Here is a 26,359-nt window from a genome sequence, read left to right as displayed (position 1 = left end):
AATGAGCAGCCGCCCGGGCTGATCATTTGTCGGAAACAGGCTCCAACGGCCTCCAGCGAATAACCTCCTCGCCCAACCATTCATTGACCTGCTGCAGGCGTGCCTGGATAGGCTCGAGCTCATTCATCGCCCAGATCTGCGCGGCCTCTTTGATCGAGCCGAAGCCACCTGCGTTCTGCGGCACGATGCCCATCAGTTGGGGGGGAATGCGTAACGCCGCGAGCATGTCGTCGCGGCTTATGTTCTTGATCGAGCCGAACTCATCCTTCGCCGCCACCTCGCTGACGGGGATCAACTGAATGCCGTCTTTTTTGCCGCCTGGTGCGTACATGAACAGGTTTCGGAAATTGCCAGGCCCTTTGGCGGATTTGAGCGCAGCGCGCAAGGCGCCTACGTCGGTTTCGTTCTGCGCGGTGTCGGTCATGTACATGATGAAACCGGCATGACTGCCATTGTTGTAGTACTTGCGTCGGAACAAGGTTGCGGACTCGTTGAGCAGTGCGCTCTGCAGAGCCGGCAACCACTCCGGAAGGCCGTAAATCTCCTGATTGATGTCCGCCTCACGCTGGTGATAAACCGTACCGCGCTTGAATTCATGCTCATCGCGCCACCCGCGTACCTGGTAGTACGTTTCGAGATCCTCGCCACGTCGCATGTATTTGCCCAAAGCAGGCTGCAGGCCGAGCGTGCCGCGCAGCATGTTCTCGCGCTTTTCCAGGTAGCCATTGCCACACCAGAGGAAGTCCAGGGCGAACTGCTCGAAAGTCTGCCGCGACAGCAATTCATGGGGGATGAAGGTGCGGGCGAGCATGTTGCGCTTGAAATTCAAACCCGACTGCAAGAACACGCTGGCCCGGGAGGACTTGGCCAGCCCATCTAGCGACATTGGCGGCTCGTACCAACGACCGTTCAGCCAGCACTCCAAGTAGTCCAGAATCCCCCGCTCATCGAGCACCGGCGTAGGGTCTCCGAAGGTGAAGGCCTCCATCTTGCCGCCCGTTGCCGGCAGCAGCTGTCCCTCGGCCGCAGCCGGGGCTGAAGTGGACGATTGCGTGGTTTCGCTGCCGCTGTTGCTCATCAATAAATCTCCATGAAGCCGGTATTCGTTGAGGTTTGGCCCTCAAGCGGTTCGTTCTGCAGTGCGTGGAAAAGAGCCCATGCGAGATCCGCGTGCCCGGTCTCGTCGGTTCGGCCTGCCGTGTAGGTGAATTGCCGGCCGCTGGCCGTGATGGTCTTGCGGATCGCCATGAGCGACTGCGCCATGTCGATCCAGCCGGCGTCGAACTCCAAGCGCCCTCTGTGAATCACGTCGTAGGCCTTGAGCACCAGGCGCGTCTTGACCTCGGGGGAATAGCTGAACGTCGTCACGTTGGGGAAGAATTGGCGCACCAGCTGGGCCACGCCAGAGCCCATGCCCGTGATGTCGATGCCGATGTATGTCACCCAGTAGCGCATCGTGACCAAGCGGATCGCCTCGGCCTGGGCGGCGAAGTCCATCCCACGGAATTGGTGGCGCTCGAGCACCCGGAACTTCCCACCGGGCACGGTTGGCGGGGCCACGACCACCAGGCCGGAGCTATCACCGGTTTCCGCCGGATCGTAACCAATCCAAACCTGCCGATCGGCGAACGGCCGCGCGGCGAAGGGTTTGTAGTCCTCGGACCATTCGACCCAGCTGTCGACCATGCAAGGCTGCAGAACGTTGAGCGGGAATATGCTCGCCCCGTCGTCGACGAACTGGCACATCAACAGGTTGGCAAAGGCGTCCGCGTTGTACTCGAGGCGTAGCTCTTCAAGGTCAAACAGGTCGCAGCCGCGCTGCTCCGCATCCAAGATGGTGACGATCTGGCGCCAGATCCTGTCCTCGCAGAGTCGGCCCTGCTGCAGCGCGTCGTGCGACACGTCTAGTTTCAACCGCTGGGCGACCGGCTTGCCCTTGTTGAAGCGTTCACCGGTCCAGAACGTGTAGGCCTCATGCGCCATGCTCGATGGCGTGGAAAAGTAGGTGCGCCGGTATTGCTTCTGCATCGCCATGCCGCTGGCGACCTTGTTCAGCTCGTTGAATTTGAACGTCCAGAAGAACTCGTCGAAGTAGAAATTACCGTGGTAACCCTGAGCGGTTCGGGCGTTGGTACCGAGGAAATGCAGCTCGGCGCCGTTCGCCAGAATGATCGGATCGCCGGTGAGCTCGACACCGCAAACTTCGCGGGCAAACCCTTGGATGTAGGCCTTGAAGATGTGCGCCTGGTTCTTCGACGCAGACAAGAAAATCTGGTTTCGCCCGGTGACCAGGGCGTCAATGAACGCCTCGCGAGCAAAGTAGTAGGTGGCACCGATCTGCCGGCTTTTTAGGATCGCCCTGGTGCGCTGATTACTCGCCCGGTACCAGTCCAGCTGATAGCCAAAGCAGCCGTCTTTAAATGCCTCAGTGAGCAGCTCGATCTGGTCTTCGCTGAATTCGTTGCGAGCCGCTTTCTTCTTCGGGCCGTCGTTGCGTTTGGCCAGATTGGGGTTGAGGTCGGTGTCGGTGCCACCAGACTTGTAGCGCTCGATCCGCGCCTGCCGTTCAAGTTGACGGTGCAGCAGGTCGATTTCCTTGAAGTCGCCGCCGGTCTTGCCGTCCTTGAGGATCAGTTGCACCAGCCTCGCTTCCAGCGCACCTCCGATGCGCTCCACGTTATCTGCCCGATCCCACTCGTCGCGCGTTTTCCACGCATGAACGGTCTTTTCCTTTTCATCCAGCATTTCTGCGATCGCGCAGATCCGCAGGCCGGTCCAGTAGAGGAACTTGGCCTGACGGCGGTTATCGCGGATGGGAGTGGCTGCGGCTGTAGTCATGGCGGCGATGCTGACGCCTCGCGCGCGTGAAGGCGTAGCGATGTGCCATGTAGCGCACGGGCCTACAACTGGCGTCGATTGCCCGTGATCGCGCGACTGCCGAGGATGTACCTCAACGTAACTGCACCCAGCAGCACAGCTTTGAGGGATACCCGACATGAAGAAATTTCGCAGCAACTGGTTCCGTGTCGCCGTTGAGGGCGCTACCTCGGACAAGCGCACCATCAAACGCAGCTGGCTGGAACAGGCTGCCAAAAACTTCAACCCCACTACCTACGGCGCTCGGATCTGGCTGGAGCATTTCCGCAGCTTGCTGCCAGATGGCCCGTTCAAAGCCTACGGTGACGTGACAGCAGTCAAGGCTGAAGAGGTCGAGATCAACGGCCAGACCAAACTGGCCCTTTTTGCCCAAATCGAACCGACGGCGGATCTGATCGCCCTGAACAAGGCGAAGCAGAAGATTTACACGTCCATCGAAATCGACGACAGCTTTTCCGACACCGGCGAGGCGTACATCGTCGGTCTCGCTGTAACCGATTCGCCGGCCAGTCTCGGCACCGACGTACTTGCGTTCTCAGCTCAAAAACCTGAATCCAGCCCATTCAAAGACCGCCACTACTCCGCGACCTCGATGTTCACCGAGGCGGTGGAAACCGAACTCACTTTCGAAGAAATCGAAGACAAGCCCGGTTTAGGCGCCCAGCTGTTCAGCAAGGTGCAAGCGTTGCTCTCCGGCAAACAGGCCAAGGACGACGGCGAGTTCGCCCAAATCAGCCAGGCCGTCGAAGCTGTCGCCGAGCACGTCAAAGATCTGCCAGACCAACTGGCGGCCGAGAAGAAATTCTCCGCAGACCTGAAGACCAGCGTCGACAAGCTCAGCAATGACCTCAACGAACTGGTCAAGCGCCTGGGCGGTACCCAAGACCACAGCCAAACCCAACGCCCTCCCGCGACCGGCGGCGACGGCGCTGTGCTGACCGCCTACTGATCACCGGCCCCTACAAGCTCCCCAGGAGAACACCATGCGTAACGAAACACGCCTTGCCTTCAACGGCTTCACCAAACAGATCGCGGCGATCAACTCTGTCGGATCCGTGGCGGAGAAATTCACCGTCACCCCGTCGGTGCAGCAGAAGCTGGAAACGGCCATTCAGGAATCCAGCGCTTTCCTGAAAAAGATCAACGTGCTGGGCGTCGACGAAAAAGACGGTGAAGCCATCGTTTTGGGCGTCGGCTCGACCATCGCCGGCCGGACCGACACCAACCAGGCTGCCCGCAATCCTCGCGGCGTCGGATCGCTCAAAAACGACACGTACAGCTGCAAGAAGACTGACTTCGATACCGCGATTCCGTATGCGTTGCTCGATGCCTGGGCGAAATTCCCAGACTTTCAGGCTCGCCTGTCCGGTGCGATCGTCGAGCGCCAAGCCCTCGACCGCATCATGATCGGCTTCAACGGCACCAGTGCGGCGACGACGACCGATCGCGCGACCAATCAGCTGCTACAGGACGTGAACGTCGGTTGGCTGGAGAAGTACCGCACCAAGGCTCCTGAACGCGTGCTCAACAGCGGCAAGGTTGCTGGCAAGGTCACCATCGGCCCGAACGGCGATTACAAGACCCTCGATGGTCTGGTGTACGACGCTATCCAGCTGCTCGACCCATGGCACCGCAAGCGTCCGGATCTGGTAGTCCTGGTCGACCGCAACCTGTTGCACGCGAAGTTCCTGGCCAACATCGAAGGCGCTGCAGACAACGAAAATGAACTGGCAGCTGCGCGGATCCTCGCCAACGGCACGCTGGGCGGCCTGCCGATCGAAGATGCTCCTTTCTTCATCGACGGCGGCATCATGATCACCACGCTGAAAAACCTCTCGATCTACTTCCAGATCAGCAGCCGTCGCCGTATGACCCGGGACGAGCCGGAGCGCGATCGCATCGCTGACTATCAGTCGTCGAACGAGGACTATGTGATCGAGGACTTCGGTCTCGGCGCCCTGGTCGAAAACATCGAAGAGGCCGCATGACTATGGCCCTCTCGCTCGCCCAACGTCACCGGCTGAAAGCGCTTGCCTCGCAAGAGGCTGCCGCTGCGTCGCCCGCTGTTTCGATGGCGGGCGGGACGGCCTATGAAATGCAGCTGGCGCAGCTGCTTCAGCACCGTCTGCGCCTCAAGCAAATCCAGTCGAACGAAGGCAAAGCCGCGCTGAAGTTGCAGCTCCTGCCGGAGTACGTGCCTTACGTCGACGGGGTTCTCGCTGCCGGCAACGGCGCCCAGGACGAAGTACTCACCACCATCATGATCTGGCGCATCGACGCTGGTGATTACACCGGTGCGCTCGATATCGCAGCGTATGTGTTGCAGCACAACCTGCTGATGCCCGATCGCTTCGAGCGGACTACCGGCTGCCTGGTGGCCGAGGAAATCGCCGAAGGCGCGCTGATCTCTCAGAAAGCCAGCGGCGGATTCGACCTGGCTGTTTTGCACCGCACCATGGAGCTGACAGCGGAGCAGGACATGCCAGACGAAGTCCGCGCAAAGCTGTACTTGGCTACGGGACGCGCCACGGTGGCGGGGCTCACCGCTGATAACCCGGGCCAACCCGGTCAGGTAATGGCCGGTATCGAACTGCTGAAACGCGCCATCGAGCTCAACGGCAGCTGCGGCGGCAAAAAGGATCTGGAAGGCGCTGAGCGCCTCCTGAAAAAGATTGCTCCTCCATCAGGGAGCTGAAAGAGCGTACCCCGCAACCCCGGCGGCCCGGGGCTGAACAGCAGGTTTCTCCTTTCCTTGCTGTGACGCCCCGGCCACCGCCGACTTAGGGCTGAACCATGAGCGGATTTATTGCCACCGGCAACAACGACGAGCCATTCGTCATTACCAATGATGGATTCTGGCCTGACATCGATGTCGTCCACTTACGCGAATCCATCCGTCTTGATGGCAGCATCACTGACGCGCGGATTGAAGTCGTCACCGTCAACGCTTTGATTCAGGTGAATGGCGAACTGGCCGAGGTGAGGGCAAATCATCTGGCCAACGGACAAACCACAATCGCGGCGGTGCCAGCTTTCGAAGTCAATGGCGAAAGCCACTTCGTCCACCTGTACCGCCGCTCCATTTATTGCAGCGTCGGCGCTGAACTGGCTGAGCGCTATCGCAGCTACGACACCAGCGTCGAAGGCAACAAGAACGCCGACGAACTTACGCCTTCTGTCGATGAGTACCGGCGTGACGCCCGTTTCGCCATCCGCGACCTGCTGGGCGTCGGGCATTCAACAGTGGAGCTCATCTGATGGCGACCTCCGTGTATGCCGCTCAGGGCGACACCGTCGACGCCATTTGCTGGCGAATCTACGGCCGCACCGCCGGCATCACGGAGGCGGTGCTCGAGGCAAACCCTGGACTTTCGGATCTCGGCACGATCATTCCTCACGGCACCTTGGTGTCGCTACCGGATATCGCGCCCCAAGCCCCGGAACTGCAAATGGTGAACCTATGGGATTGAGCCACCGAACCAACCAAACAGACGTACCCTCACCTTCAACCTTGGACAGCGGAATCACGCGCATGCCTGACAAACCGGATACATGGGCCTGGTTAGCTGCCTGGCTCGAACTGAACTGGCCAGCCATTTACTCAGGCGGACTCGCCTGCGTGATCGCTGCCCTGCGGATCATTTATGGCGGCGGTACCTGGCGCCGAGTTCTGCTTGAAGCACCTCTGTGCGGCACGCTCGCGCTTTCGGCAAGCCACGGTCTTTTTCTGCTGGGCATCCCCGCGACAACCGGGCCGTTCTTCGGCGGCGTGATCGGGTTGCTCGGCGTTGAGGGAACTCGCGCACTCGCCAAGCAGTTTTTTAACCGCAAGGTGGACCAGCTATGAGTACTTTGCGCCACGGCGATCGCGGGCAAGCGGTTCGCACGCTGCAGCAGCGCCTCAACTTACACGGCGCTAGTTTGAATCCAGACGGCGACTTCGGTGATGCCACCGAGTCGGCGGTGCGTGATTACCAACGAAAAGTTGGCTTGGTAATTGATGGTATCGCGGGCTCGAAAACCGCCTTGGCATTGGCCGGCGCGGATTGTTCGAACCTGCTGCAGCACGCCTTGTTGGTGAGCGCCGCCGCACGTCTGGGCGTTGAGCTCGCCGCGATCATGGCCGTCAACGAAGTTGAGAGCCAGGGCAGCGGTTTCCTGGACAACGGCAAGCCGAAGATTCTTTTCGAACGCCACATCATGTATCGCCAGCTGGGCACGCCTCGCCTGCCAGGTGATGACGCAGCCGAGCTGAAGGCCCACGCCGATCAATTGGCAGCTGAGCAGCCCAGCCTGGTCAACCCAATACCCGGTGGTTATGCGGGCGGCACGGCTGAGCACCAGCGCTTGGCCAACGCTCGATTGATCGATGACCTTTGCGCATTGGAGTCGGCTAGCTGGGGCGCTTTCCAAGTGATGGGCTATCACGCTGAGCGCCTCGGCTACACGAGCGTGACGGATTTTGCCGATCGAATGGCCCGCGACGAAAATGAGCAATTCGAAGCGTTCGTGCGCTTTATCGAAGCGGATCCCGCGCTGCTGAAGTCGCTGAAGGGTAAAAAATGGGCAGCGTTCGCAAAAGCCTATAACGGCCCCAACTTCGCCCGCAATTTGTACGACATCAAGCTGGAGCGTGCCTATCAGCGTCACGCTGAAGGCTATCCTGTGCCGGAGGCGTCATGATTGATCAAGAGCAAATCCGAAAATTCAGACCCGCCGATGGCGATCTTTTCGTCGTACCCGAAGATACTCCAATCGATCTGGTGAAAGCCTTGGCAGAGGCGATCGCTGTCGCGGCCCCCGGCGTCAAAGCCATGGTATTCCGGGGCGACTTACAGCGGCTCTCGCTAGCGGAGATGAACGCCGCAGGCTGGTACCGCGCATGAGCACGTTGCGCCAGGCGCTCTACGGGTTCGCCTTGCTCGCCTCGATCGCACTTCTTATCTGGGGCCAGTCGAAGCGGATCGAGGTCGCCGATATGAAGGCTGATCTGGCCGATCAAGCGGCCTCGACCGCCCGCGATCGAGCGACGCGAAGCGAGGAGACGGCCGCTCAACTCCAGACCTCCCTGCAAGAAGAGCGGGCCGTTCAGGCCATGTTGCGCAGCGCGCAAGACCAACTGCGCCAAGGGCTGACCGCCCGTCAACGAATGATCGAGGACTTGAAATATGAGAATGCCGACCTTCGCCTGTGGGCTGACCAGCATCTGCCTGACGCTGCTCGCCGGATGCGCGAGCGCCCCGCCATCACCGGAGCTGCAGCTTATCGCGAATGGCTGTCCGGCCGTGGTGCCCTGTACCCTGTCGGCGACCAAACCGGAAAAGAATGGAGCCCTGCTCAACGACCAAGAGCTGATCGAGAATGATTGGGCCCAATGTGCTGCCCAAGTAGACATGGTCTACCAGTATCAGCAGGCACAGGCGCGTAAACCATGAATAAACCAGAGTCGCTACGCGCTCACCTGCTTGCCTCGGTACCGGAATTAAAGAAAAACCCCGACCGCCTGATGGTGTTCATCGACAACGGCACCATGCGCAGTACCGCTGCCTTTGGCCTGTCATTCGAATACAGCTACACGCTGAATCTGATTTTCACGGATTACGCTGGCCACCCCGATGCGATCGCCATTCCGCTGTTCGCATGGATCCTGGTGAATCAGCGTGAGCTGATGGAAAACGTCGAGCGCAGCAAAACCGCCGTCGCTTTCGAGGCAGATGTCTTGGACAACAGCAAAGTCGACCTGTCGATCAAGTTGCCGCTCACCGAGCGGGTTATCGTCAAGCGCCAAGACGACGGCAAACTGGTCGTCAGCCATCCGCCAGAGCCTGTGGTCGACGACGATCCGTTCACCATGCCCGGGCTCGAGTTATGGACCGCCGACGGCGAGTTCATTACACGGTGGGAGTCGCCATGAGCAACGACCTGCAGGTCTTGGAAACTTGGGTCGCAGCATTGCTCGCGAAACTCGATGAGGGCGAACGCCGCAAGCTGCTCGGTGCTGTCGCCCGGGACTTGCGCCGTAGCCAGTCGAAGCGCATCACGACACAGCGCAATCCGGACGGCTCCGCGTTCGCGCCGCGCAAACCGAAAGACCTGCGGGGGAAGAAGGGTCGGATCAAGGGGAAAATGTTCGCCAAATTGAAGACAGCCCGCTACCTGCGCACCGAAAGCACAGCAAATGGTATGTCTGTAGGATTCGTTGGCCGGGTGAGTCGCATAGCTCGGGTTCACCAGTACGGCCTCAAGGACCGACCAGAACGCGGCCAAGCGGACGTGCAGTACGAAAAACGCCAGTTACTGGGATTCAGCGGCGACGAGCTGGAGAACATCCGAAACCTGCTCATCGACCACCTCGCTGGCTAACTCTCCCCTGTACAAACACGCCTTACAGCCCACCGTCGATGCACCTCGCACGCGCGACCTGCAACATCGGCGGCATGGACTCTCTTACTGAACTGACCCGACGCCTCGAAAACCTGATCCGTGCCGGCACTATCGCCGAGCTCGATCCGGGAAAACCGCGTTGCCGTGTGAAAACCGGCGGCCTGCTTACCGACTGGCTGCCGTTCTTCGCCCTGCGTGCCGGCGAGGATAGCGACTGGGATCCGCCCTGCGTGGACGAGCAGTGCCTGGTGCTTTCGCCATCAGGCAACCCGGCTCACGGTTTTGTCATTTTCGGTCTGTACAGCGATCGCTTCCCGGCTCCAGACAACGTGCCAACTCGACGCCGGCGCAAGTACCGCGACGGGGCGATTGTCGACTATGACACCGCTAGCCACACGCTGACCGCCACGCTGCCTGGGGGCGGCAAAGCCAATCTCATTGCACCAGGTGGCGTACATGTCACCGGTGATGTCGTGATTGATGGCCTGGTGACCGTCACTGTGGACGTCGTCGCGGGCGCCCAGAAAATCAGCCTGGTGAATCACCGCACATCTGGCGTTCAGGCAGGTAACGGCACCTCACAGGGGCCTGTCCCATGATCGGCATGAACAGCAAGAACGGCCGCAGCGTCGTTGGGAACAATCACCTGGTGCAATCGATCGCCGACATTCTGACTACCCCCATCGGCACGCGCGTTATGCGGCGTGAATACGGCAGCCAGCTTGCCGACCTGATTGATTGGCCGCTTAACAACGCAACCCGCCTGCAGGCGTATGCGGCGACCACCATCGCGCTCATGCGCTGGGAGCCGCGGATACGCTTGAGTCGTGTCCAGCTCACGCTCGGCGATATCGCTGGCCAGGCGATGCTCGATATCGAGGGCAGCCTGGTGGACACGAATGAACCATTGAGCCTTCGCGTTCCGCTGAGCTTGGGAGCAACAGCATGAAAACTTTCACTCCCATCGACCTGGCCCAGCTTCCGGATCCGGACGTCGTCGAGCAGATCGATTACGAGCAAATCCTCGCCGAACGCAAGGCGTACGCGGTCAGCCTCTGGCCGGTAGAACAGCAAGCCGAAATCGCCGCCACATTGGCCCTAGAGTCGGAACCTCTGACAAAGCTCCTGCAGGAGAACGCCTATCGCGAAATGCTGCTGCGTCAACGCGTGAACGAAGCATCGCTGGCCAACATGCTGGCCAAAGCCAAGGGCAAAGACCTCGAGCAGCTCGCAGCCAATGTCAACGTCGAACGCTTGGTTGTGACCCCGGGTAACAGTGCCGCTATTCCGCCGATCGTCGCAGTGATGGAATCGGATGAATCATTGCGTGAACGTGCGCAGATGGCATGGGAAGGCCTTTCCACGGCTGGCCCTCGCAACAGCTACATCCTGCACGCCCGCAGCGCAGACGGCCGCATCGCCGATGCGACGGCGGAGAGCCCGTCGCCGGCGGTGGTGGTCGTCACTGTTCAAGGCTTGACCGGAGATGGAAGCGTCGACCAGGCGTTACTGAACATCGTCAGCCAATACCTCAGCGACGATGACCGTCGTCCGGTCGCCGATCGGCTCACGGTGCAGTCGGCAACTGTGCTGCCCTACCAGGTCGACGCCGTTCTCTATCTCGCCACGACGGGGCCAGAAGCGGAGCCCATACGCGAAGCGGCGCAAGCGCGCCTGGTCACGTTCATCAACCAGCGCCGGCGCCTCGGCGTGGAGATCTCCGAGTCAGCTATTCACGCTGCACTTCACGTCGAGGGCGTGCGAAAAGTGGTGCTGCACGACTGGGCAGATATCACCCCCAGTGAGGCCGAGGCCGCGTTTTGCACCAGGTATAGCGTCACCATCGGTGCACTGACATGACGGTCCTGCTGCCGCCGAACGCACAGCCGCTCGAGCAACTGGCGGCCGAGGCACTGGCCCAGATCGAGCGGGTGCCGGTACCGATCAGGGATTTGCTGAATCCCGATCGGTGTCCGGTCCTTATGCTGCCCTATCTGGCTTGGGCATTTTCGGTCGACCGCTGGGATAGCGAGTGGTCAGAAGCCACGAAGCGGCAGGTCATCAAAGGCTCTTACTTCATCCACTCTCGCAAAGGAACGATCGGAGCTCTGAGACGCGTAGTCGAGCCGCTGGGGTATTTGATCGAGATTGTCGAGTGGTTCAAGACCGTGCCTGAAGGCGTGCCGGGCACCTTCGCGTTGAAGGTCGGCGTTCTCGACACCGGCATCACCGAAGAAATGTATCAGGAGCTTGAGCGCCTGATTGACGACGCCAAGCCCGTCAGTCGGCACCTGACCGGGCTGGCGATCAGCTTGGAGTCACAAGGCGACTTGAATATCGCCGTGTCCCTCTACGAAGGCGACGAAATCGACGTTTACCCGCCCGTCCTGCGTGACATTGAAGTCACTGGCAACTTCGGCGTGGTCGGTCGCGAACACACCATAGACACTCTGGACGTTTATTATGATTGATGCGAATTCGCAGTTTTTCGCGATCCTCACGAACGTGGGGATGGCCAAGCAGGCGAACGCCGACGCGCTCGGCATTGCCTGGAAGATCACCGAAATGGGGGTGGGTGATGCGAACCCAGGCGGGTTGGCCGACCCGCCGAATCCAATCCCGTCGGCCACTCAGACCAAGTTGCTCAAGGAGTGGCGCCGCAAGCCGTTGAATCAGCTTCGCGTTGACCCGGTGAACCCGGCGGTGATCATCGCCGAGCAAATCATTCCGGCCGACGAGGGCGGTAATTGGATTCGCGAAATCGGCCTCTACGACGCGGACGGGGATCTGGTGGCGGTGGCTAACTGTGCGCCGAGCTTCAAGCCGCTGCTGTCGCAAGGCTCCGGTCGCACGCAAGTGGTGCGGATGAACTTCGTGGTCAGCAACACGGGCAACATCACACTCAAGATTGACCCGGCCGTGGTGCTGGCTACTCGTGAGTTTGTCGAGCAACGGATCATGGAGGAGCTTTACAAGCTCGATAGCAAACAGTCAGTGCGGGCGGCTACCACGGCCACCATCGCGTTGACGGGCTTGCAGACAATCGACGGTGTTGTGTTAGCGGCTGGTGATCGGGTGCTGGTGAAAAACCAGACCGTGGCAAAGGACAATGGTCTGTACGTCGCGGCGGCGGGTGCGTGGGCGAGGACGGCGGATGCTGACAGCAATGCGGAAGTGACATCTGCGCTTTTGGTATCGGTTGAGCAGGGAGCCGCCCAGGCGGACACCCGATGGCAACTGATTACAGACGGCGCGATCGTGCTAGGGACGACGGCGCTGACGTTTCAGAACGTCACGCAAGGCTTTGCGCCGATCAATTCGCCGGCGCTGATCAACCCTACAGCGAACACTCCGGCTCAGTTCGACAGCAGCAAAGCATTGGCGACTACTGAATTCGTCCAGCGAGCGCTGGGCAGCTATGCGGATCTGGTGACGTACCCCGGGAGCGTTGATTTGACGCCGTCCGATGTCGGGCGGCTGGTGTCGGTTGGCGGGTCGGGGTCAACAATTACCCTGCCGGACGCGAGCATGGTTCCACAGGGGTCTGTCATTACGGTTCTCGCAGGGCTGAATGGGGCTACCTTCAAGGCGAAAAGCGCGCAATCGTTAATTGCGATCAATGGCGCCTTGGGGCCTTTCACGCAGCCTCAATCGACAATATCGGCTTTCCGTCGCTTGAATAATGGCCTCGGTTGGGCGCTAGAGGGCGGAGACGGTGCGCTGAAGTATTCGCCGATTTTGCGGGGGGCGCATTGGGAGACGCAGCCGCAATTCGACAGCAGCAAGTCATTGGCGACTACCGAGTTTGTGCAGCGTGCGGCGGGTAGTTTGGCCGGTTACGTGACCTACTCAGCAAATACGGTTTTGACGGCTGCCGATGTCGGCAAGTACGTCTATGCCAACGCCCCGGTAATTACTCTTACGCTGCCTGATGCGTCGCTGTTGCCTGCTGGGAGCCGCTTTTACATTCAAGCGTCAGCCACGGCCACCTGCACTGTAAGGTCGATAAACGGCAACTTTGCCGGGCCTAATGGCAATGCGATTGTTTCGTCCAGCGTCGTTCTGGGGAACGCCGTTGCGAGTGAATTTATCTCCACGGGTTTGAACTGGCTGGCCGTTGGCGGTTCTGGACTCGCCGGGCTTTTTGCCAATGGCTATCAACGGTATCCGTCGGGTCTGATCGAGCAGTGGGGTACCGTTACGATCAATGACAACACTGAGTCGTACATTACGCTGCCCATCGCATTCCCTGCGGCAATTCTCGGGGCGATGGCGTCAGTGTCCAACTCATTGGCGATCTCTGGTGGTGAGTTCGCGATTGCCGGCGCGAGAAAGAACGGTGCCAGCCTGAGCACCATTGCTATCAACGCAAACACGGGGCCTCAGACCTCGGTAAGTCAACTCGTAACTTGGCGCGCGTGGGGGTATTGATCATGATTTTTTTTAGTGCTTCTGAGTGTGGTTTTTACGATGACGCCATTAACAGTCGCGTACCTGATGACGGGGTCGAGGTCTCCGATGAGCAGCGTCGCGCGATTCTGGAGGGTCAGTCTGCCGGAATGGTTGTCGCTGCTGACGAGTTCGGCGGCCCTATCCTTGTCGAGCGGCCGGCGCCTAGCGCTGAGGTGCTGGCCGCCGCTGAGCGTGTTTGGCGTGACCGGCAGCTGGCGGCTACCGATCCTTTGGTTTCGCGCCATCGCGACGAGATCGAGGAGGGCGGGTCGACCACGGTCACCGCTGAGCAATATGCCGAGCTGCAAGGATATCGCCGCCTGTTGCGCGACTGGCCGCAAGGCGAGCAATTCCCGCTGAGCGATCACCGCCCGATCGCGCCGCCTTGGCTAATCGATCAGATCTAAACGCTCCTGCAATCGGCCGCGCTCAATAGATCCTTTTGTGGGGCTTCGCCTTACAAGCCTCTGTTCTCGCGGATTTAGCACGCGCGCGGCAGCCTGTGCAGTGTCATTCAACTACTGCACAGGCACTTTCCCATGGCCACCGATTACCATCACGGCGTACGCGTCCTCGAGATTAACGAGGGCTCCCGCCCAATCCGTACCGTCGCAACCGCCGTCGTCGGCATGGTCTGCACCGCCGAAGATGCGGACCCGGTGGCATTCCCACTCAATCGACCTGTTCTGTTGACCGACGTACTTACCGCCAGTGGCAAAGCTGGTGTGAAAGGCACGCTTGCAAAAAGTCTCGACGCCATCGCTGACCAGGCTAGCCCGGTTACCGTCGTCGTTCGTGTTGCCGAAGGGCAGGACGCCGCTCAGACCACTACGAACGTGATTGGTGGTGTAACCGCCGGTGGTCAGTACACGGGCATGAAAGCTCTGTTGGCCGCAGAAGCGCAGCTGGGAGTGCGGCCGCGCATCCTCGGTGTGCCTGGCCTGGACTCGTTGCCGGTGGCAACTGAACTGGTACTCACCGCACAAAAGCTGCGCGGCTTCGCATATGCCAGCGCCTGGGATTGCAGCACCGTCTCCGAGGCCACCGCCTACCGAGAAAACTTTGGCGCGCGCGAGCTGATGACCATCTGGCCCGACTTCGTGAACTGGGACACCACCCTGAATGCCGATGCGCCGGCGTCGGCGATCGCCCGCGCATTGGGTCTGCGCGCCAAGCTCGATGAGCAGGTGGGCTGGCACAAAACACTGTCCAACGTGGCCGTTAACGGCGTGTCCGGACTGAGCCGCGATATCTACTGGGATCTGCAGAATCCGGCTACCGATGCGGGCCTACTGAACGCGGCGGACGTCACCACGCTGATTCGTCGCGACGGTTTCCGCTTCTGGGGCTCGCGCACCTGCAGCGACGACCCATTGTTCGCCTTTGAAAACTACACCCGTACCGCCCAGGTGCTGGCTGACACCATGGCAGAGGGGCAATTCTGGGCGATCGATAAGCCGATGCACCCGAGCCTGGTACGCGACATTGTCGAGGGTATCAATGCGAAATTCCGCGAGCTGGTACGCCTTGGCTACCTGATCGGTGGCGAGTGCTGGTACGACGAAGCCGCCAACGACAAGGACACCCTCAAGGCCGGCAAGCTGTACCTCGATTACGACTACACGCCAGTGCCGCCACTGGAGAATTTGGGGCTTCGCCAGCGCATCACCGACCGTTACCTGGTCGACTTCGCAAGCCGCGTAAACGCCTGATCATTCATCCGCGCGGCAATGGCCGCGCCTTTAGGAGAGCGCCCATATGGCTCTGCCCAAAAAACTCAAGAACATGAATTTGTACAACGACGGCGTCAGCTACGTCGGTGAGTGCAAGAGCGTCACCCTGCCCAAGCTCGCCCGTAAGCTTGAGGCATTCCGGGGCGGCGGTATGGACGGTGCGGTGAAGGTCGACCTCGGTCATGGCGACGACGGGATTCAGCTCGAATGGACTCTCGGTGGCTGGGATCTGACGGCGCTGCGTCAATACGGCGCGGTATCGGCCAGCGGCGTGATGCTGCGCTGGGCGGGATCGATCCAGCGAGACGACACCGCCGAGGTTTCGGCTGTCGAGGTGGTTGTGCGCGGCCGGCATGAAGAGATCGACATGGGCGACTCGGAAAGCGGTGAAGACACCGAGCACAAGTTCACCACCACCTGCAGCTATTACAAGCTGACCATTGATGGCAATGAAGAGATAGAGATCGACTTGCTCAACTTCATTTTCAAGGTCAACGGCAAAGACATGCTGGAAGAACATCGTAAGGCGATCGGCCTGTAATCCCTCCCCTTCCCGCCGGCTCCGCCGACCCCCATTTCATTGTAGGAATTCAACATGAGCACCAACCAAAAGAACGAAGCTGCAGAAGCACCATTAGTGAAGAACCCAAACCGCCCAGTCATCACCCTGGACACGCCGATCATCCGAGGCTCGACCGAAATCACCGAGGTGACACTTCGCAAACCCGTCTCAGGTGAACTGCGCGGCGTTTCGCTGACCGATCTGCTGCAGATGGACGTGCTCGCGTTGCGTAAGGTGCTGCCGCGAATCACCACACCGACCCTGACCGATCACGATATCGGCCAAATGGATCCGGCTGACCTGGTGCAGATGGCCACCGAGGTTGCCGGTTTTTTGCTGCCGAAGTCGGCGAAGGTGGATGCATCCCTCGTTGCGTAGATGACGCCATGGCGGACATCGCCGTGATTTTCCACTGGGGGCCAGTGGAGATGGATCCGCTCCCCCTGACCGAACTGATGGAATGGCGCGAACGCGCTCGCAAGCGAAGTGGGGCGAAAGATGACTGACAAGCTGCGGCTGGAATTTATGCTGTCGGCGATCGACAAGGTCACCGCGCCTCTCAAGCAAATCAGCGCTGGGAGCAATGCGACGTCTCGTGCATTGAAGGCGGCGCGGGATCAGCTGAAAGAGCTCAACGCCCAGCAGTCCAATATTTCCAGCTACACCCGCCAGCGCGAAGCCGTCCGCCAGTCCTCTGAGGAACTGGCAAAGGCGCAGGACAAGTTGCGCGGCCTGCGTGAGCAGCTGCAGAAGATGGACGCCCCCACCGCGGCCTTTCAGAAGGCGTTCGTTAATGCCTCCGCCTCGGTGGAAAAGCTGACAAACAAACACACAGCGCAGCGATCGGAGCTGCAGCGCCTGATCCCCCTCATGAAATCGACCGGTGCGGACACCCGCGACCTCGGTACCACCGAGCGCCGGTTGAAGACCGAGATCGAGGCGGCGAACAAAGCCATCCAAACTCAGCGGGAACGCCTCGCTGCCCTTGCCAAACAGCAGGAACGGGTCTCGAAAGCACAGCGAAACTATTCCAAGGGAAGAGAGTTCGCTGGCAATGCCGCCGTCGCCGGCGCAAGTGCTGGAGCAGTGGGAGCTGCGACAGGCATGCCCATCCTCGGGATGATCAAGAACTACTCTCGCTTCGAAGACGCAATGGCAGGCGTAGCGAAGCAAGTTGCCGGCGCCCGTGACGATAACGGTCAACTCACCCAGACGTATTACGAAATGGGGGACGCGATCAAGAAGATGTCCGAAACAATCCCGATGGCTACTACCGACATCGCCGCCCTGGTAGAAGGCGGCGCGCGAATGGGCATCCAGGGTAAAGATGACTTGCTGGAATTTGCGCGCGTCGCGGCAACTGCAGCGACCGCGTTTGAACTGCCGGCAGATCAGGTCGGTGAAAGCCTGGCGCGCATCGCCAACCTCTATAAATTGCCAATCAAAAACGTAAGCCAGCTCGGGGACGCGATCAACTACCTTGACGATAATGCGATGTCGAAAGGCGGCGACATCATCGACGTCATGCAGCGCACAGCAGGCATCACTGCGTCGGTAGGTATGTCGTTTAAGGACGCCGCTGCGCTGGGCTCGACATTCCTGACACTCGGGGCTTCATCAGAAATCGCCGCCACCGCGACCAACGCAATGATTCGAGAATTGGCAATCGCTACTCAGCAACCAAAGCGATTTGTCACAGGCCTGAAATCGATCGGATTGGAGGCCAAAGCGGTTCAGGACGGCATGAGCAAGGACGCCACGGGCACCATTCAGAAAGTGCTCGAGGCTGTGAACAAACTGCCGAAGAACCAACAGCTCGGTGTGATGACCCAGCTCTTTGGCAAAGAATATGGCGATGACGCGGCAAAGCTCGCGTCTAACATCGAGGAGTATCGTCGACAGCTTGACCTGGTAAACGGCGCCGATAACGCTCCGAAGCGCGAAGGCTCGATGCAGCGCGAAGGAGACATCCGTGCGGACCAGTTGTCAGCTCGATGGGAGATGTCCCAGAACCGCATGTTCAACCTGAGCAGCGCACTTGGCGCCACTCTGCGGCCCGCCCTGATACAGCTCGTCACTGGATTAAACGGTGTCCTGGAGCGAGTTAATGCTTGGGCGACCGCGAACCCGGGTTTAGTGTTGGGCATTCTCAAAGTTGCTGCCGGCATCGCGGCACTGTCGATCGGCTTCAGCACTGTCGCTTTGGCGCTGGCCACCACCCTTGGCCCCTTCCTCGCCGTTCGGTACGGACTTTCCCTGATAGGCATCCGTCTGCCATCTGTAATCGGCCTGCTGTTCAACCTGGGCTCCAAGGTATTGCCCTTCGTCGGTCAGGCGTTTATGTGGTTGGGAAGATTGTTCCTGACCAATCCAATCGGCTTGGCTATTACGGCGATCGCAGCGGCGGCTTATCTGATCTACGCAAATTGGGACAAGGTGAAGGCTTACTTCGTCAGCGCCTGGGCAGAGATAAAACTTGGCTTCAGTGGTGGCATAAGCGACATCCTGCGCACGATCGTCAACTTCAGCCCCATTGGACTGTTCTACCAAGCGTTCTCGGCCGTGATGAATTACATGGGCATTGAGCTTCCGAGCAGGTTCACCGAGTTCGGCGGGATGATCATTTCAGGGCTCGTCAATGGCATCACCGGGGGGATGGGCGCGGTTAAGACCGCGATCTCAGATGCTGGCAGCAGCACTGTGGACTGGTTCAAGGAAAAGCTCGGTATCCACAGCCCCTCCCGTGTCTTTGCCGAGCTAGGCGGCTTCACGATGGCCGGCCTGGCACAGGGTGTAAATGACGGCCAAAGCGGCCCGATGGAAGCCGTCAAAGCCGTGGGCGAGCTTATGACCCAGGCGGGAACAGTGACTATTGGTGCCATTACCAACGCTGGAGCGTTGCTAAACCCAGCCTCTGATGTGCCTGGAGTGACTGCTTCGGCGCTGACACCCGCCGCATCCGTGGCGGGAGCGAAGCCTGAAAGTGGCGGCATGCTCGAATCAATTCTCGGAATGGGCAAAAAACTGGCTCAAGCAGGCGCAATGGCTGTCGGTATCGGCGGCGCTCAGCAAGCGATCGCTATCGATAACCGTCCACCTATCGCTACCGCTGCAGCTCCTGCAGCGGTGCAGATGGCCCCTCAGCAAATCGTCATCAATATTCACCCAGCCCCGGGGATGGACGCAGCGGCGATCGCACGTGCGGTGTCTGCCGAACTGGACAAACGCCAACATGCAAAACAAGCCAAGGGGCGCAGTGCCCTCTTTGACCAGGAGTAAACGGCAATGATGATGGCTCTCGGCATGTTCATCTTCAGTCTGGAAAGCTTGGCGTACCAGGAGCTGCAGCGACAGACAGAATGGCGTCACAGCTCGACGTCGCGTATAGGCACCAACCCATCCCGCCAGTTTCTTGGCCGTGGTGAAGACTCAATCAGCATGCCAGGCATTCTCTTGCCGGCACTCGCAGGCACCCCGCTGAGCCTGGACACACTCCGCGCTATGGCCGATACCGGCAAGGCATGGCCGTTGATCGAAGGCACCGGCAGGATCTTGGGCATATGGGTGATCGACAACATTACCGAGAACAAAACTTTGTTCTTTTCGGATGGCGCAGCACGCCGTATCGAATTCACCATCGCGCTCAAACGGATTGATGACGGTCGGGTTGATCTGCTCGGCGCCGGTGTGAGCACAGCCGGCAATATCCTGAGGAAAATCCTTTGATCGACCAAGCACTCAGCCGGGTCGACGGCTATCTGAACGACGCGCAGGCCTCCATCCGCGAAGCGAGGGCCTACCCTCGTCCGATCTGTCGGCTGGAGGTCGACGGACGCGACATCACAGCGGCGATCGAGAAGCGCCTGATGAGCATCGAGCTCACCGACAACCGCGGACTCACAGCGGACCAGCTCGACGTCACCCTGTCGGACCATGACGGTCGCCTGGCAATCCCACCGAAAGGCGCGACCCTGCGGCTGTGGCTTGGCTGGAGCGATACCGGGCTGGTCGACAAAGGCACATACACGGTCGATGAAACCGAGCACAGCGGGGCGCCAGATCAGCTGAGCATCCGGGCTCGCAGCGTGGATCTGACTGCAGGGTTGAAAGCAAAACGGGAGCGAAGCTGGCACGACGAGACGATCGACACCGTTGTGCAAGCCATCGCCGGTGCCTATGGTCTTGGTCCTTTGGTTAGCGCCGCGCTGAGTGCCATCCAGGTGGTTCACCTTGATCAGGCCAACGAATCAGACGCGAACCTGCTTTCACGCTTGGGACAAGAGCACGATGCGATCGCAACGGTGAAAGCGGGCAAGCTGCTGTTCATGCCGATCGGCAATGGCACTAGTGCCAGCGGCCTGGCACTGCCACACATCACTCTGACCCGCCGGGATGGCGACCAGCATCGATTCCTGCAGGCGAACCGTGACAGCTACACGGGTGTGCGAGCGTTCTATTACGACGTCAACAGTGCTCAGAAAAAGGAGGCAATCTCTGGAGGCGGCGACAACATCAAGGACTTGCGTCATTCGTACACGGATCAGCAAAGCGCCCTGGTGGCTGCCCGGGCCGAGTGGAACAAGCTGCAGCGTGGAAGCGCGACGCTCAGTTACTCGCTGGCGCGCGGCCGTCCAGACCTCACACCGGAGCTCACCTATTCGCTGATCGGCATCAAGCAGGAAATAGCGGACGTCATCTGGTTGGGCGGCAACGTGAAACACAGCTTCACTTCGGATTCGTTCACCACGAGTCTTGAACTCGAATCGATGCTGCCAGACGGTGACGAGGTAGCCGAACTGGCAGACGATAGCGGCGAGTACACAGGAGTTTTGGCGTGGTATCGAGACGCGAAAAGCGGTAAGCAGCAGAAGTTGAGCGAGGGTGATCAGAGCAATCCTAAGCGGTTGACCCACCTTTATGAGAGCAAGGCTTCGGCACAACGGGCGGTGGATAGGGAATACAAGCGGCTGCAGGCCAAGAATGGGGCAGATGCTCCAGGCACCCCGACATGATGAGCCGGGGTGAGGTGAAAGGGTCGGAGGTCAATCCGTCTGGGCCATCATCTCCGCGATACGAAGGATATGGCTTTGATCGGCCTGCGACATTTTCCGGTACAAGCTCAACAGAATGCATTCCAACTGCGTCAGCTGAGAAGCGGCAGACTCCACGGCCCGAACGTCCTGCTCAAGTTGCTCCAAAACGCCTCGATCCAACATGCTCACTACTCCTAAAAGCCGCAGAGGATCGTCTAAATCGCGACTTTCCGAAGCCCCAAGCGAGCACTCCTTCATTTGGCTGTGCTGCCTCGTCCTACGAGAGGTCATTCCAGTGGGAGGTTGTCCTGCGACTTTTTCGCAGCAGCTTCGGCCAAGCCTGTAGCGACTCGGTGAACCACGATCTGATCGCCTGGACTCAGCGAACGAAAGCAGTTCAAAACCTCATTTTCGACAGTGGTTTGCGTTCCAGCCACCGTGTCCCTCCGGCCGAAAAGAACATACATCACGTCCACGCCAATCTTCGAAATTGCCAACAGGTAAGCCGTGTCCGGTCTCTGTCGATCGTTCTCGTAATTGCCTTGGGAGTTCCGTTTCACACCGCCTATATCTGCGAAATCGTTTTGATTGATTCCAAGCCGGTCGCGCTCTTCCCGGAGCCGCTCGCCCAAAGTTTTTTCCAAGGATTCTCCGGTTACACAAATTTTTGGCATGCATCGCTTTACACAGCCAATTTCTTGGGCATAATGATGGCACACACAACACGATTGAACACACATGAACACTATGCCCGTCCTCCTTACAGCCGAGCAAGCCCGCGCAGAACTTGACCGCAACGGGATAACCATTGCGCATTTCTGCCGCGAACACGGCCTGAACAAAAATTTGGTCAGCGATTTGTTGAACGGTCGCAAGAAGGGGGTTCGAGGCGAAGCCCGACGAGCAGCTGTGCTTCTCAAAATCAAAGACGGTGTGATTTCAAATTAATGGCATTAGGCCAGGCGAGAAACCAGAAGATGAAACGCACCGTTCTAGAAACCCGTCGGCAGGTCGTAAGCGCAGTGATTTGTGCGTATCCAGGCGGACGTGATTGCGCGGCTCCACGCTTGGGTATGTCGGTGAAGAAGTTCGACAACCATGCCTATGAGAACGCAGGCAGCCGGCCGCTTACTGACGAGCAGATTTGCTTACTGGAGTCACAGACCGGGACCACTCACCTACCCGACTTCGTCTGCAACCTGTACGGCGGCGTTTTCGTTCCGGTTGCCGAAGCCGAGCAGTTGGACAACCTCGACCTCTACGCCCGCTCGATCAACACAGCGGTGAAGCGCGGCATGGTCGACGCGATCATTTCCAAAGCACTCCAAGACGGCGTCATCGACGACGAAGAAGTGCAAGCCATTCTTGCGGCTCACCGTGCGCACGTTGCAGCCAGACATGAAGAGATCACCGCCGTGATCGTTCTGCATCGGGAAAATCCGGGCAGCTAGAAATCGAAATAGGCGCTGGAAGCGTCGCCATTTTTCGGCGTCAGCCGAGGGCCGCGATTAGCGGCGGGGAGAAAAAAGTGAGCACTTATAAGCTGGTATGTCCGCACTGCCGTGAGCGAATGCGTATCCGGACCAGTGAGGGCACGCATATCTTTTTGCGTATTGCCTACCTGCAATGCATCAACGAGGCCTGCGGTTGGTCGGTCCGGGCTGAGTTTGAAATGACTCACGAAATGAGCCCATCAGGCATGCCGAACCCGGCTGTTTGTTTGCCAGTGGCTCCCGTCGCTATTCGCCGGCAGGCAATGAAAAAGGAAGGCGAGCAGCAAATGGACCTACTTGGATTGGAGACGGCCTGATGAACACATTGATCAGCGAACAAAACCCCGAGCGTGAGTACCGCGCCTCCATGCAAGACGCCGCGCTCTGCTACATGCAGCGCCACCAGGCAGAGCACCTTGGCAACGATCAGCAGCTCTTTACCCGAACGGTCGCCCATCTGCAGACAACTCTGGAGGTACCCACTTTCCTTGCCGAGAATCTGACGGGCTTGGCATACGGACAACTGCGCGCAGGCGCTGGCCAGCGACGCCTTGATCTGAAAAACAGCAGTGAATCGGTTGCAGTCTTTGCCGACCCAGCCAGCGGCAAATCTTACGCCATCCCCGTCGCGCTGATCTTCCAGTACCTGGTCGAGGCCTCGGAGCCCCGACCGAAAGCCCTCAACAACTGACCGAATCGCTCCACCGTCTGCGTGTGGGTTTGGGTGAATTGCGCCCGGAATAAGGGAAAAAGCCATGAACACAGCACTTTCCATACAAATGAGCCTGAGCGAAAGCCTCGCCGAAGCCTTGTTGCAGGAGCTCCGAGAGCGGCTGCGCCTGGGCATTCAGGAGCACTGGTACTCGGATCGGTTTCGCTGCGTTCCTGATGGTCTGCGCACCGGCGCCATTCTCTCGGCCTACCCCGCACTGGCGGCTCAAAAGACAACTCTCGGCGCCCTCCGGGTCGCTATCAAAAAGCAGGCATGAAGATGGAAGAGAAAATCCGGGCCGACGTATTGACCCGACTTGAGTTCGATTACGGCCTGAAACACCGGGTCGGCACCGATTTCATGCGAGGTGGCACCTGCCCGGCCTGCAACAAGAAAGAGCTGTACTCCAGCTTTGCAAACCCGTTCTTCATCAAGTGCGGCCGCGAGAGCAAGTGTGGTCAACAGTGGCATGTCAAAGAGTTGTATGCCGATCTGTTTGATGACTGGAGCAAACGTGCGCCGGCAACAGATGACCAACCGACCGCTAGCGCACGCGCCTACATGGAGTTCGCTCGCGGATTCAAGATTGATCTAGTCGCGGGTCTGTTCACCCAGGAGAACTACTTCGATCGCACTTTGAATATCGGCTCGGCCACAGTGCGGTTTGCGCTCGAGCACGGCGGCTATTGGGAGCGCCTGATCGACCAGCCTCAGCGCTTCGGTAAAAAGAAGGCACGCTTCAAGCCGGGCGAATCCTACAAGGGCTATTGGTGGTGCTCCCCCTACGTCGACCTCACACAGACCTCGGAGCTTTGGATCGTTGAGGGGATCTTCGACGCGATCGCTCTGCAGCACAACGAGATCGACGCGGTAGCAGCGATGTCGTCAAACGCCTTTCCCGAGGCCTCACTCAAAGCACTTGCCGCTGATCGGGCCGGCAACTTGCCAAGATTGGTCTGGGCTCTGGACAACGAGCCTGGCGCACACCGCTACACGCGTAAATGGGTCGTCATGGCTAGAGCCATGGGCTTTGAATGCACCGCTGCACAAATACCGCAGCGCGACGCGCGGAAAGTCGATTGGAACGACCTGCATCAGCGATGGGCCTTTATTGGTGACGAAGCCGAACGACGCAAGCGCACAGAAGCGGATCTGAATGAGGCTCGCCACCATGGCGCCCTGCTGATCGCTGAAAGCGCCTCAGAGAAAGCGCTGCTGATGTACAACTGGCGCGAGCGCGAAGAATTTCACTTCGGGTTTGAGTCTCGCCTGTACTGGTGGAAGCTGGACATCAGCAAGTTCAACAATGCCATGCAGGCGCTCGAAACGAGCGAGAACCACGAAGAGCAGCAGTTGAACAACAAGGCGATGCGAGAAAAAGCGTTGCGCATGTCCGGCTGTGTTGTTGAGATCGCCAACTGCTATCCCCAAGCGCTGTACTTCCAACGCAATGAGATCACGGACGAGTCCTGGTACTTCTTCCGCGTCGACTTCCCACACGACGGCGGCTCAGTGAAGAACACCTTCACCGGTGGCCAGGTCGCGGCCGCGAGCGAATTCAAAAAACGGCTGCTCGGCATGGCCGCCGGCGCCGTGTTCACCGGCAGCGGTCAGCAGCTCGACAAAATCATGAAGGACCAACTGTTCGCGATCAAAACGGTCCAGACGATCGACTTTGTCGGGTACAGCAAGGAGTACGCCTGCTACGTGTACGGCGACCTAGCCGTAAAAGATGGTCAGGTGGTCGACGTCAACGATGAAGAATTTTTCGAGTTCGGCAAGCTGCGCCTGAAAACCCTGCAACGTGCCGTGCCGGTGCGGATCCAGCGCGACCCGAAGGAATACAGCGACGAGTGGATAAAACTGCTGTGGACGTGCTTTGGCGCGCAGGGCGTTGTCGCGCTGACATTCTGGTTCGGTTCGCTGTTCGCCGAGCAGATCCGGGCACGCTATCAGTCCTTTCCCTTCCTTGAAGCGACCGGCGAGGCCGGAGCCGGTAAGACCACTCTGCTCAACCTGCTTTGGAAGTTGCTCGGCCGCGCCGGCTACGAAGGATTCGACCCGTCCAAATCCACCAAAGCCGGCCGCAGCCGGTTGATGGGCCAGGTATCCGGCATGCCTGTGGTTTTGCTTGAGTCGGATCGGAGCGGCGACGACAAATCACACGCAAAAAACTTTGAATGGGACGAACTGAAGGACTACTTCGGCGGCGGCACACTGGCGACCAAAGGCGTTAAAACCGCCGGCAACGAAACCTACGAGCCACCGTTCAGAGGCACGATCGCCATCAGCCAAAACGCGCCCGTGATTGCGTCAGAAGCCATCATGACGAGGATCGTGAAACTGCATTTTGTGCGGCCTAACGTGACACCAGAAAGCCGAGCGGCAGCTGATCGACTGACAGCCTTTGATGGCTCCAAGTTGAGCTACTTCCTGCTGCAGGCGGTGAAGCGCGAGAGCGACGTCATGTCCACCCTCGCCGATAAGATCCCGGCCCACGAAGCGCGCCTGCGCCGGCTACACACCCACTGCGTCACCTGCGACAACGAATACCCAGCGAATAACGAAAAAGCGGCATGCCAGCACTGCGGAAATCAGTTGCGAGGCTACATCCGCGTTGAGCGCATCGTGAAAAACCACGCACAGCTGCTCGGCCTGGTGGACTGCATTCGCTCGCTGGTACCGCTGAGCGATGCCCAGATCAGCGCAACCCAGCGCTGCATTGTCTCGATGGCCATCGAGCGCCAGAGCTCGATCAGCGCAGACCATCCGGTTGTCGCGGAGTTCTGGGAAGTCTACGAGTACCTGCAGGGCCTTGATGCCGAAGGGCCGGTGGTCAATCACAGCAAGAAAGACAACGTCATCGCTATCAACCTCAACGAGTTTGTCGAGCGCGCCGCAGAACACCGCCAGAAGCTGGCCGACGTCAGCGAATTGCGCGATCGCCTGAAGGAATCTCGCTGCCGCAAATTTCTGGAATCGAACAAAGCCGTCGACAGCGCGGTGCGCGCCTACCAGGCCACGCGCAATAACAACACGATCACCAAGTCACCCACGGTCAAGTGCTGGATGTTCCAGGCGTAGGGCTGCAACCCGCGTCGACAGCCAGGAAA

At 59.3% G+C, this 26,359-nt stretch carries 34 protein-coding genes and 1 pseudogene; 31 read left to right on the top strand and 4 right to left on the bottom strand.

Annotated features, from left to right (window positions below):
- Positions 1 to 22 precede the first annotated feature (22 nt).
- Complete coding sequence (locus ACOYXG_RS01070) at positions 23 to 1,078, bottom strand: phage portal protein (RefSeq protein WP_460355434.1); 1,056 nt, start codon at positions 1,076 to 1,078, stop codon at positions 23 to 25.
- Complete coding sequence (locus ACOYXG_RS01065) at positions 1,078 to 2,838, bottom strand: terminase ATPase subunit family protein (protein ID WP_460355431.1); 1,761 nt, start codon at positions 2,836 to 2,838, stop codon at positions 1,078 to 1,080. Before ACOYXG_RS01065 ends, ACOYXG_RS01070 begins: the two co-directional genes overlap by 1 nt.
- 157 nt (positions 2,839 to 2,995) lie before the next feature.
- On the opposite strand from ACOYXG_RS01065, the gene ACOYXG_RS01060 reads away from it, so the two are divergent.
- The 25 genes and pseudogenes from ACOYXG_RS01060 to ACOYXG_RS00940 all read left to right on the top strand — a co-directional run bounded on the left by ACOYXG_RS01060 (position 2,996) and on the right by ACOYXG_RS00940 (position 21,020).
- On the top strand, positions 2,996 to 3,826 hold the full coding sequence (locus tag ACOYXG_RS01060) for a GPO family capsid scaffolding protein (protein ID WP_222017194.1): 831 nt from the start codon (positions 2,996 to 2,998) through the stop codon (positions 3,824 to 3,826).
- Between the two features lie 34 nt (positions 3,827 to 3,860).
- The gene (locus ACOYXG_RS01055; protein WP_460355427.1) at positions 3,861 to 4,865 is read left to right on the top strand and encodes a phage major capsid protein, P2 family; all 1,005 of its coding nucleotides are present in this window, start codon (positions 3,861 to 3,863) and stop codon (positions 4,863 to 4,865) included.
- Positions 4,866 to 4,867: 2 nt separating this feature from the next.
- Positions 4,868 to 5,572 carry a phage terminase small subunit gene (locus ACOYXG_RS01050; RefSeq protein ID WP_222019457.1) on the top strand — a complete coding sequence of 235 codons (705 nt, stop codon included), beginning with the start codon at positions 4,868 to 4,870 and terminating at the stop codon, positions 5,570 to 5,572.
- Positions 5,573 to 5,670: 98 nt separating this feature from the next.
- Entirely contained in the window at positions 5,671 to 6,135 is a 465-nt protein-coding gene (locus ACOYXG_RS01045; protein WP_460355425.1) for a head completion/stabilization protein, read from the top strand.
- Positions 6,135 to 6,347: a tail protein X gene (locus tag ACOYXG_RS01040; RefSeq protein WP_243241477.1), complete on the top strand. Its 213-nt coding sequence runs from the start codon at positions 6,135 to 6,137 to the stop codon at positions 6,345 to 6,347. The genes ACOYXG_RS01045 and ACOYXG_RS01040 overlap by 1 nt, the downstream gene beginning before the upstream one ends.
- Before the next feature lie 62 nt (positions 6,348 to 6,409).
- Positions 6,410 to 6,724 carry a phage holin, lambda family gene (locus ACOYXG_RS01035; protein ID WP_222017203.1) on the top strand — a complete coding sequence of 105 codons (315 nt, stop codon included), beginning with the start codon at positions 6,410 to 6,412 and terminating at the stop codon, positions 6,722 to 6,724.
- Positions 6,721 to 7,560, top strand: a complete 840-nt coding sequence (locus tag ACOYXG_RS01030) for an N-acetylmuramidase domain-containing protein (RefSeq protein ID WP_460355422.1) — start codon at positions 6,721 to 6,723, stop codon at positions 7,558 to 7,560. Before ACOYXG_RS01035 ends, ACOYXG_RS01030 begins: the two co-directional genes overlap by 4 nt.
- The gene (locus tag ACOYXG_RS01025) at positions 7,557 to 7,763 is read left to right on the top strand and encodes a hypothetical protein (protein ID WP_460355420.1); all 207 of its coding nucleotides are present in this window, start codon (positions 7,557 to 7,559) and stop codon (positions 7,761 to 7,763) included. The genes ACOYXG_RS01030 and ACOYXG_RS01025 overlap by 4 nt, the downstream gene beginning before the upstream one ends.
- Positions 7,760 to 8,119 (top strand): annotated as a pseudogene (locus ACOYXG_RS01020) (Rz-like lysis system protein LysB); the annotation flags it as partial. The gene ACOYXG_RS01025 and the pseudogene ACOYXG_RS01020, both read left to right, overlap by 4 nt.
- Positions 8,046 to 8,312 carry an Rz1-like lysis system protein LysC gene (lysC, locus tag ACOYXG_RS01015; protein ID WP_460355417.1) on the top strand — a complete coding sequence of 89 codons (267 nt, stop codon included), beginning with the start codon at positions 8,046 to 8,048 and terminating at the stop codon, positions 8,310 to 8,312. The pseudogene ACOYXG_RS01020 and the gene lysC, both read left to right, overlap by 74 nt.
- Entirely contained in the window at positions 8,309 to 8,791 is a 483-nt protein-coding gene (locus ACOYXG_RS01010; RefSeq protein ID WP_460355415.1) for a phage tail protein, read from the top strand. Before lysC ends, ACOYXG_RS01010 begins: the two co-directional genes overlap by 4 nt.
- Positions 8,788 to 9,240 carry a phage virion morphogenesis protein gene (locus tag ACOYXG_RS01005; RefSeq protein WP_460355413.1) on the top strand — a complete coding sequence of 151 codons (453 nt, stop codon included), beginning with the start codon at positions 8,788 to 8,790 and terminating at the stop codon, positions 9,238 to 9,240. Before ACOYXG_RS01010 ends, ACOYXG_RS01005 begins: the two co-directional genes overlap by 4 nt.
- Before the next feature lie 74 nt (positions 9,241 to 9,314).
- Complete coding sequence (locus tag ACOYXG_RS01000) at positions 9,315 to 9,860, top strand: phage baseplate assembly protein V (RefSeq protein ID WP_460355410.1); 546 nt, start codon at positions 9,315 to 9,317, stop codon at positions 9,858 to 9,860.
- The gene (locus tag ACOYXG_RS00995) at positions 9,857 to 10,210 is read left to right on the top strand and encodes a GPW/gp25 family protein (protein WP_460355407.1); all 354 of its coding nucleotides are present in this window, start codon (positions 9,857 to 9,859) and stop codon (positions 10,208 to 10,210) included. Before ACOYXG_RS01000 ends, ACOYXG_RS00995 begins: the two co-directional genes overlap by 4 nt.
- On the top strand, positions 10,207 to 11,121 hold the full coding sequence (locus tag ACOYXG_RS00990; protein ID WP_414904359.1) for a baseplate J/gp47 family protein: 915 nt from the start codon (positions 10,207 to 10,209) through the stop codon (positions 11,119 to 11,121). The genes ACOYXG_RS00995 and ACOYXG_RS00990 overlap by 4 nt, the downstream gene beginning before the upstream one ends.
- Positions 11,118 to 11,732 carry a phage tail protein I gene (locus ACOYXG_RS00985; protein WP_460355403.1) on the top strand — a complete coding sequence of 205 codons (615 nt, stop codon included), beginning with the start codon at positions 11,118 to 11,120 and terminating at the stop codon, positions 11,730 to 11,732. The genes ACOYXG_RS00990 and ACOYXG_RS00985 overlap by 4 nt, the downstream gene beginning before the upstream one ends.
- Entirely contained in the window at positions 11,725 to 13,692 is a 1,968-nt protein-coding gene (locus ACOYXG_RS00980) for a phage tail protein (protein ID WP_460355400.1), read from the top strand. The genes ACOYXG_RS00985 and ACOYXG_RS00980 overlap by 8 nt, the downstream gene beginning before the upstream one ends.
- A 2-nt stretch (positions 13,693 to 13,694) precedes the next feature.
- On the top strand, positions 13,695 to 14,120 hold the full coding sequence (locus ACOYXG_RS00975) for a phage tail assembly chaperone (protein WP_460355397.1): 426 nt from the start codon (positions 13,695 to 13,697) through the stop codon (positions 14,118 to 14,120).
- 132 nt (positions 14,121 to 14,252) lie between these two features.
- Complete coding sequence (locus tag ACOYXG_RS00970) at positions 14,253 to 15,425, top strand: phage tail sheath protein (RefSeq protein ID WP_460355394.1); 1,173 nt, start codon at positions 14,253 to 14,255, stop codon at positions 15,423 to 15,425.
- A 46-nt stretch (positions 15,426 to 15,471) separates the two neighbouring features.
- Entirely contained in the window at positions 15,472 to 15,987 is a 516-nt protein-coding gene (locus ACOYXG_RS00965) for a phage major tail tube protein (RefSeq protein WP_460355391.1), read from the top strand.
- Between the two features lie 54 nt (positions 15,988 to 16,041).
- Entirely contained in the window at positions 16,042 to 16,386 is a 345-nt protein-coding gene (locus tag ACOYXG_RS00960; RefSeq protein ID WP_460355388.1) for a phage tail assembly protein, read from the top strand.
- An 8-nt stretch (positions 16,387 to 16,394) separates the two neighbouring features.
- The gene (locus ACOYXG_RS00955) at positions 16,395 to 16,514 is read left to right on the top strand and encodes a GpE family phage tail protein (RefSeq protein WP_114881052.1); all 120 of its coding nucleotides are present in this window, start codon (positions 16,395 to 16,397) and stop codon (positions 16,512 to 16,514) included.
- Positions 16,507 to 19,287 (top strand): phage tail tape measure protein, encoded by a 2,781-nt coding sequence (locus ACOYXG_RS00950; RefSeq protein ID WP_460355385.1) that lies wholly within the window; start codon positions 16,507 to 16,509, stop codon positions 19,285 to 19,287. Before ACOYXG_RS00955 ends, ACOYXG_RS00950 begins: the two co-directional genes overlap by 8 nt.
- Positions 19,288 to 19,293: 6 nt before the next feature.
- Positions 19,294 to 19,734 (top strand): phage tail protein, encoded by a 441-nt coding sequence (locus tag ACOYXG_RS00945; protein WP_460355382.1) that lies wholly within the window; start codon positions 19,294 to 19,296, stop codon positions 19,732 to 19,734.
- Positions 19,731 to 21,020, top strand: coding sequence for a phage late control D family protein (locus ACOYXG_RS00940; RefSeq protein WP_460355378.1), 1,290 nt, complete (start codon positions 19,731 to 19,733; stop codon positions 21,018 to 21,020). Before ACOYXG_RS00945 ends, ACOYXG_RS00940 begins: the two co-directional genes overlap by 4 nt.
- Before the next feature lie 30 nt (positions 21,021 to 21,050).
- Here the strand turns inward: ACOYXG_RS00940 and ACOYXG_RS00935 are convergent, their stop codons facing one another.
- Entirely contained in the window at positions 21,051 to 21,224 is a 174-nt protein-coding gene (locus tag ACOYXG_RS00935; RefSeq protein WP_460355375.1) for a hypothetical protein, read from the bottom strand.
- A 104-nt stretch (positions 21,225 to 21,328) separates the two neighbouring features.
- Positions 21,329 to 21,685 carry a helix-turn-helix domain-containing protein gene (locus ACOYXG_RS00930; protein WP_222017241.1) on the bottom strand — a complete coding sequence of 119 codons (357 nt, stop codon included), beginning with the start codon at positions 21,683 to 21,685 and terminating at the stop codon, positions 21,329 to 21,331.
- 103 nt (positions 21,686 to 21,788) lie between these two features.
- Between ACOYXG_RS00930 and ACOYXG_RS00925 the strand changes: the two genes are divergently transcribed.
- From ACOYXG_RS00925 to ACOYXG_RS00900, 6 genes are all read left to right on the top strand, one after another.
- Positions 21,789 to 21,989 (top strand): DNA-binding protein, encoded by a 201-nt coding sequence (locus ACOYXG_RS00925; RefSeq protein ID WP_222019459.1) that lies wholly within the window; start codon positions 21,789 to 21,791, stop codon positions 21,987 to 21,989.
- Between the two features lie 29 nt (positions 21,990 to 22,018).
- Positions 22,019 to 22,492 (top strand): YmfL family putative regulatory protein, encoded by a 474-nt coding sequence (locus ACOYXG_RS00920; RefSeq protein ID WP_460355371.1) that lies wholly within the window; start codon positions 22,019 to 22,021, stop codon positions 22,490 to 22,492.
- Positions 22,493 to 22,569: 77 nt separating this feature from the next.
- Positions 22,570 to 22,851: an Ogr/Delta-like zinc finger protein gene (locus tag ACOYXG_RS00915; RefSeq protein WP_186646292.1), complete on the top strand. Its 282-nt coding sequence runs from the start codon at positions 22,570 to 22,572 to the stop codon at positions 22,849 to 22,851.
- Positions 22,851 to 23,225 (top strand): hypothetical protein, encoded by a 375-nt coding sequence (locus ACOYXG_RS00910; RefSeq protein ID WP_460355367.1) that lies wholly within the window; start codon positions 22,851 to 22,853, stop codon positions 23,223 to 23,225. The genes ACOYXG_RS00915 and ACOYXG_RS00910 overlap by 1 nt, the downstream gene beginning before the upstream one ends.
- A gap of 64 nt (positions 23,226 to 23,289) precedes the next feature.
- Positions 23,290 to 23,523, top strand: coding sequence for a hypothetical protein (locus ACOYXG_RS00905; RefSeq protein WP_460355365.1), 234 nt, complete (start codon positions 23,290 to 23,292; stop codon positions 23,521 to 23,523).
- Between the two features lie 2 nt (positions 23,524 to 23,525).
- Positions 23,526 to 26,330: a toprim domain-containing protein gene (locus tag ACOYXG_RS00900; RefSeq protein ID WP_460358377.1), complete on the top strand. Its 2,805-nt coding sequence runs from the start codon at positions 23,526 to 23,528 to the stop codon at positions 26,328 to 26,330.
- The last annotated feature ends 29 nt before the right edge of the window (positions 26,331 to 26,359 follow it).

Source organism: Pseudomonas sp. G3-39, from assembly GCF_054790485.1.
Note: the sequence above shows the minus strand (reverse complement) of the source record. Positions and strands in the feature narration are given on the sequence as shown.

Bases quoted from the DNA above. Each gene is read 5' to 3' on its own strand.
- ACOYXG_RS00945 (WP_460355382.1), top strand. From the start codon at position 19,294: ATGATGATGGCTCTCGGCATGTTCATCTTCAGTCTGGAAAGCTTGGCG.
- ACOYXG_RS01010 (WP_460355415.1), top strand. From the start codon at position 8,309: ATGAATAAACCAGAGTCGCTACGCGCTCACCTGCTTGCCTCGGTACCG.
- ACOYXG_RS00905 (WP_460355365.1), top strand. From the start codon at position 23,290: ATGAACACAGCACTTTCCATACAAATGAGCCTGAGCGAAAGCCTCGCC.
- ACOYXG_RS00995 (WP_460355407.1), top strand. From the start codon at position 9,857: ATGATCGGCATGAACAGCAAGAACGGCCGCAGCGTCGTTGGGAACAAT.
- ACOYXG_RS01070 (WP_460355434.1), bottom strand. From the start codon at position 1,078: ATGAGCAACAGCGGCAGCGAAACCACGCAATCGTCCACTTCAGCCCCG.
- ACOYXG_RS01000 (WP_460355410.1), top strand. From the start codon at position 9,315: ATGGACTCTCTTACTGAACTGACCCGACGCCTCGAAAACCTGATCCGT.
- ACOYXG_RS00970 (WP_460355394.1), top strand. From the start codon at position 14,253: ATGGCCACCGATTACCATCACGGCGTACGCGTCCTCGAGATTAACGAG.
- ACOYXG_RS01060 (WP_222017194.1), top strand. From the start codon at position 2,996: ATGAAGAAATTTCGCAGCAACTGGTTCCGTGTCGCCGTTGAGGGCGCT.
- ACOYXG_RS00935 (WP_460355375.1), bottom strand. From the start codon at position 21,224: ATGTTGGATCGAGGCGTTTTGGAGCAACTTGAGCAGGACGTTCGGGCC.
- ACOYXG_RS00980 (WP_460355400.1), top strand. From the start codon at position 11,725: ATGATTGATGCGAATTCGCAGTTTTTCGCGATCCTCACGAACGTGGGG.
- ACOYXG_RS01055 (WP_460355427.1), top strand. From the start codon at position 3,861: ATGCGTAACGAAACACGCCTTGCCTTCAACGGCTTCACCAAACAGATC.
- ACOYXG_RS00925 (WP_222019459.1), top strand. From the start codon at position 21,789: ATGCCCGTCCTCCTTACAGCCGAGCAAGCCCGCGCAGAACTTGACCGC.
- ACOYXG_RS01035 (WP_222017203.1), top strand. From the start codon at position 6,410: ATGCCTGACAAACCGGATACATGGGCCTGGTTAGCTGCCTGGCTCGAA.
- ACOYXG_RS01030 (WP_460355422.1), top strand. From the start codon at position 6,721: ATGAGTACTTTGCGCCACGGCGATCGCGGGCAAGCGGTTCGCACGCTG.
- ACOYXG_RS01045 (WP_460355425.1), top strand. From the start codon at position 5,671: ATGAGCGGATTTATTGCCACCGGCAACAACGACGAGCCATTCGTCATT.
- ACOYXG_RS00985 (WP_460355403.1), top strand. From the start codon at position 11,118: ATGACGGTCCTGCTGCCGCCGAACGCACAGCCGCTCGAGCAACTGGCG.
- ACOYXG_RS00975 (WP_460355397.1), top strand. From the start codon at position 13,695: ATGATTTTTTTTAGTGCTTCTGAGTGTGGTTTTTACGATGACGCCATT.
- ACOYXG_RS00990 (WP_414904359.1), top strand. From the start codon at position 10,207: ATGAAAACTTTCACTCCCATCGACCTGGCCCAGCTTCCGGATCCGGAC.
- ACOYXG_RS00950 (WP_460355385.1), top strand. From the start codon at position 16,507: ATGACTGACAAGCTGCGGCTGGAATTTATGCTGTCGGCGATCGACAAG.
- ACOYXG_RS00955 (WP_114881052.1), top strand. From the start codon at position 16,395: ATGGCGGACATCGCCGTGATTTTCCACTGGGGGCCAGTGGAGATGGAT.
- ACOYXG_RS00910 (WP_460355367.1), top strand. From the start codon at position 22,851: ATGAACACATTGATCAGCGAACAAAACCCCGAGCGTGAGTACCGCGCC.
- ACOYXG_RS00920 (WP_460355371.1), top strand. From the start codon at position 22,019: ATGAAACGCACCGTTCTAGAAACCCGTCGGCAGGTCGTAAGCGCAGTG.
- ACOYXG_RS01005 (WP_460355413.1), top strand. From the start codon at position 8,788: ATGAGCAACGACCTGCAGGTCTTGGAAACTTGGGTCGCAGCATTGCTC.
- ACOYXG_RS01025 (WP_460355420.1), top strand. From the start codon at position 7,557: ATGATTGATCAAGAGCAAATCCGAAAATTCAGACCCGCCGATGGCGAT.
- lysC (WP_460355417.1), top strand. From the start codon at position 8,046: ATGAGAATGCCGACCTTCGCCTGTGGGCTGACCAGCATCTGCCTGACG.
- ACOYXG_RS01065 (WP_460355431.1), bottom strand. From the start codon at position 2,838: ATGACTACAGCCGCAGCCACTCCCATCCGCGATAACCGCCGTCAGGCC.
- ACOYXG_RS00965 (WP_460355391.1), top strand. From the start codon at position 15,472: ATGGCTCTGCCCAAAAAACTCAAGAACATGAATTTGTACAACGACGGC.
- ACOYXG_RS00960 (WP_460355388.1), top strand. From the start codon at position 16,042: ATGAGCACCAACCAAAAGAACGAAGCTGCAGAAGCACCATTAGTGAAG.
- ACOYXG_RS00900 (WP_460358377.1), top strand. From the start codon at position 23,526: ATGGAAGAGAAAATCCGGGCCGACGTATTGACCCGACTTGAGTTCGAT.
- ACOYXG_RS01050 (WP_222019457.1), top strand. From the start codon at position 4,868: ATGGCCCTCTCGCTCGCCCAACGTCACCGGCTGAAAGCGCTTGCCTCG.
- ACOYXG_RS01040 (WP_243241477.1), top strand. From the start codon at position 6,135: ATGGCGACCTCCGTGTATGCCGCTCAGGGCGACACCGTCGACGCCATT.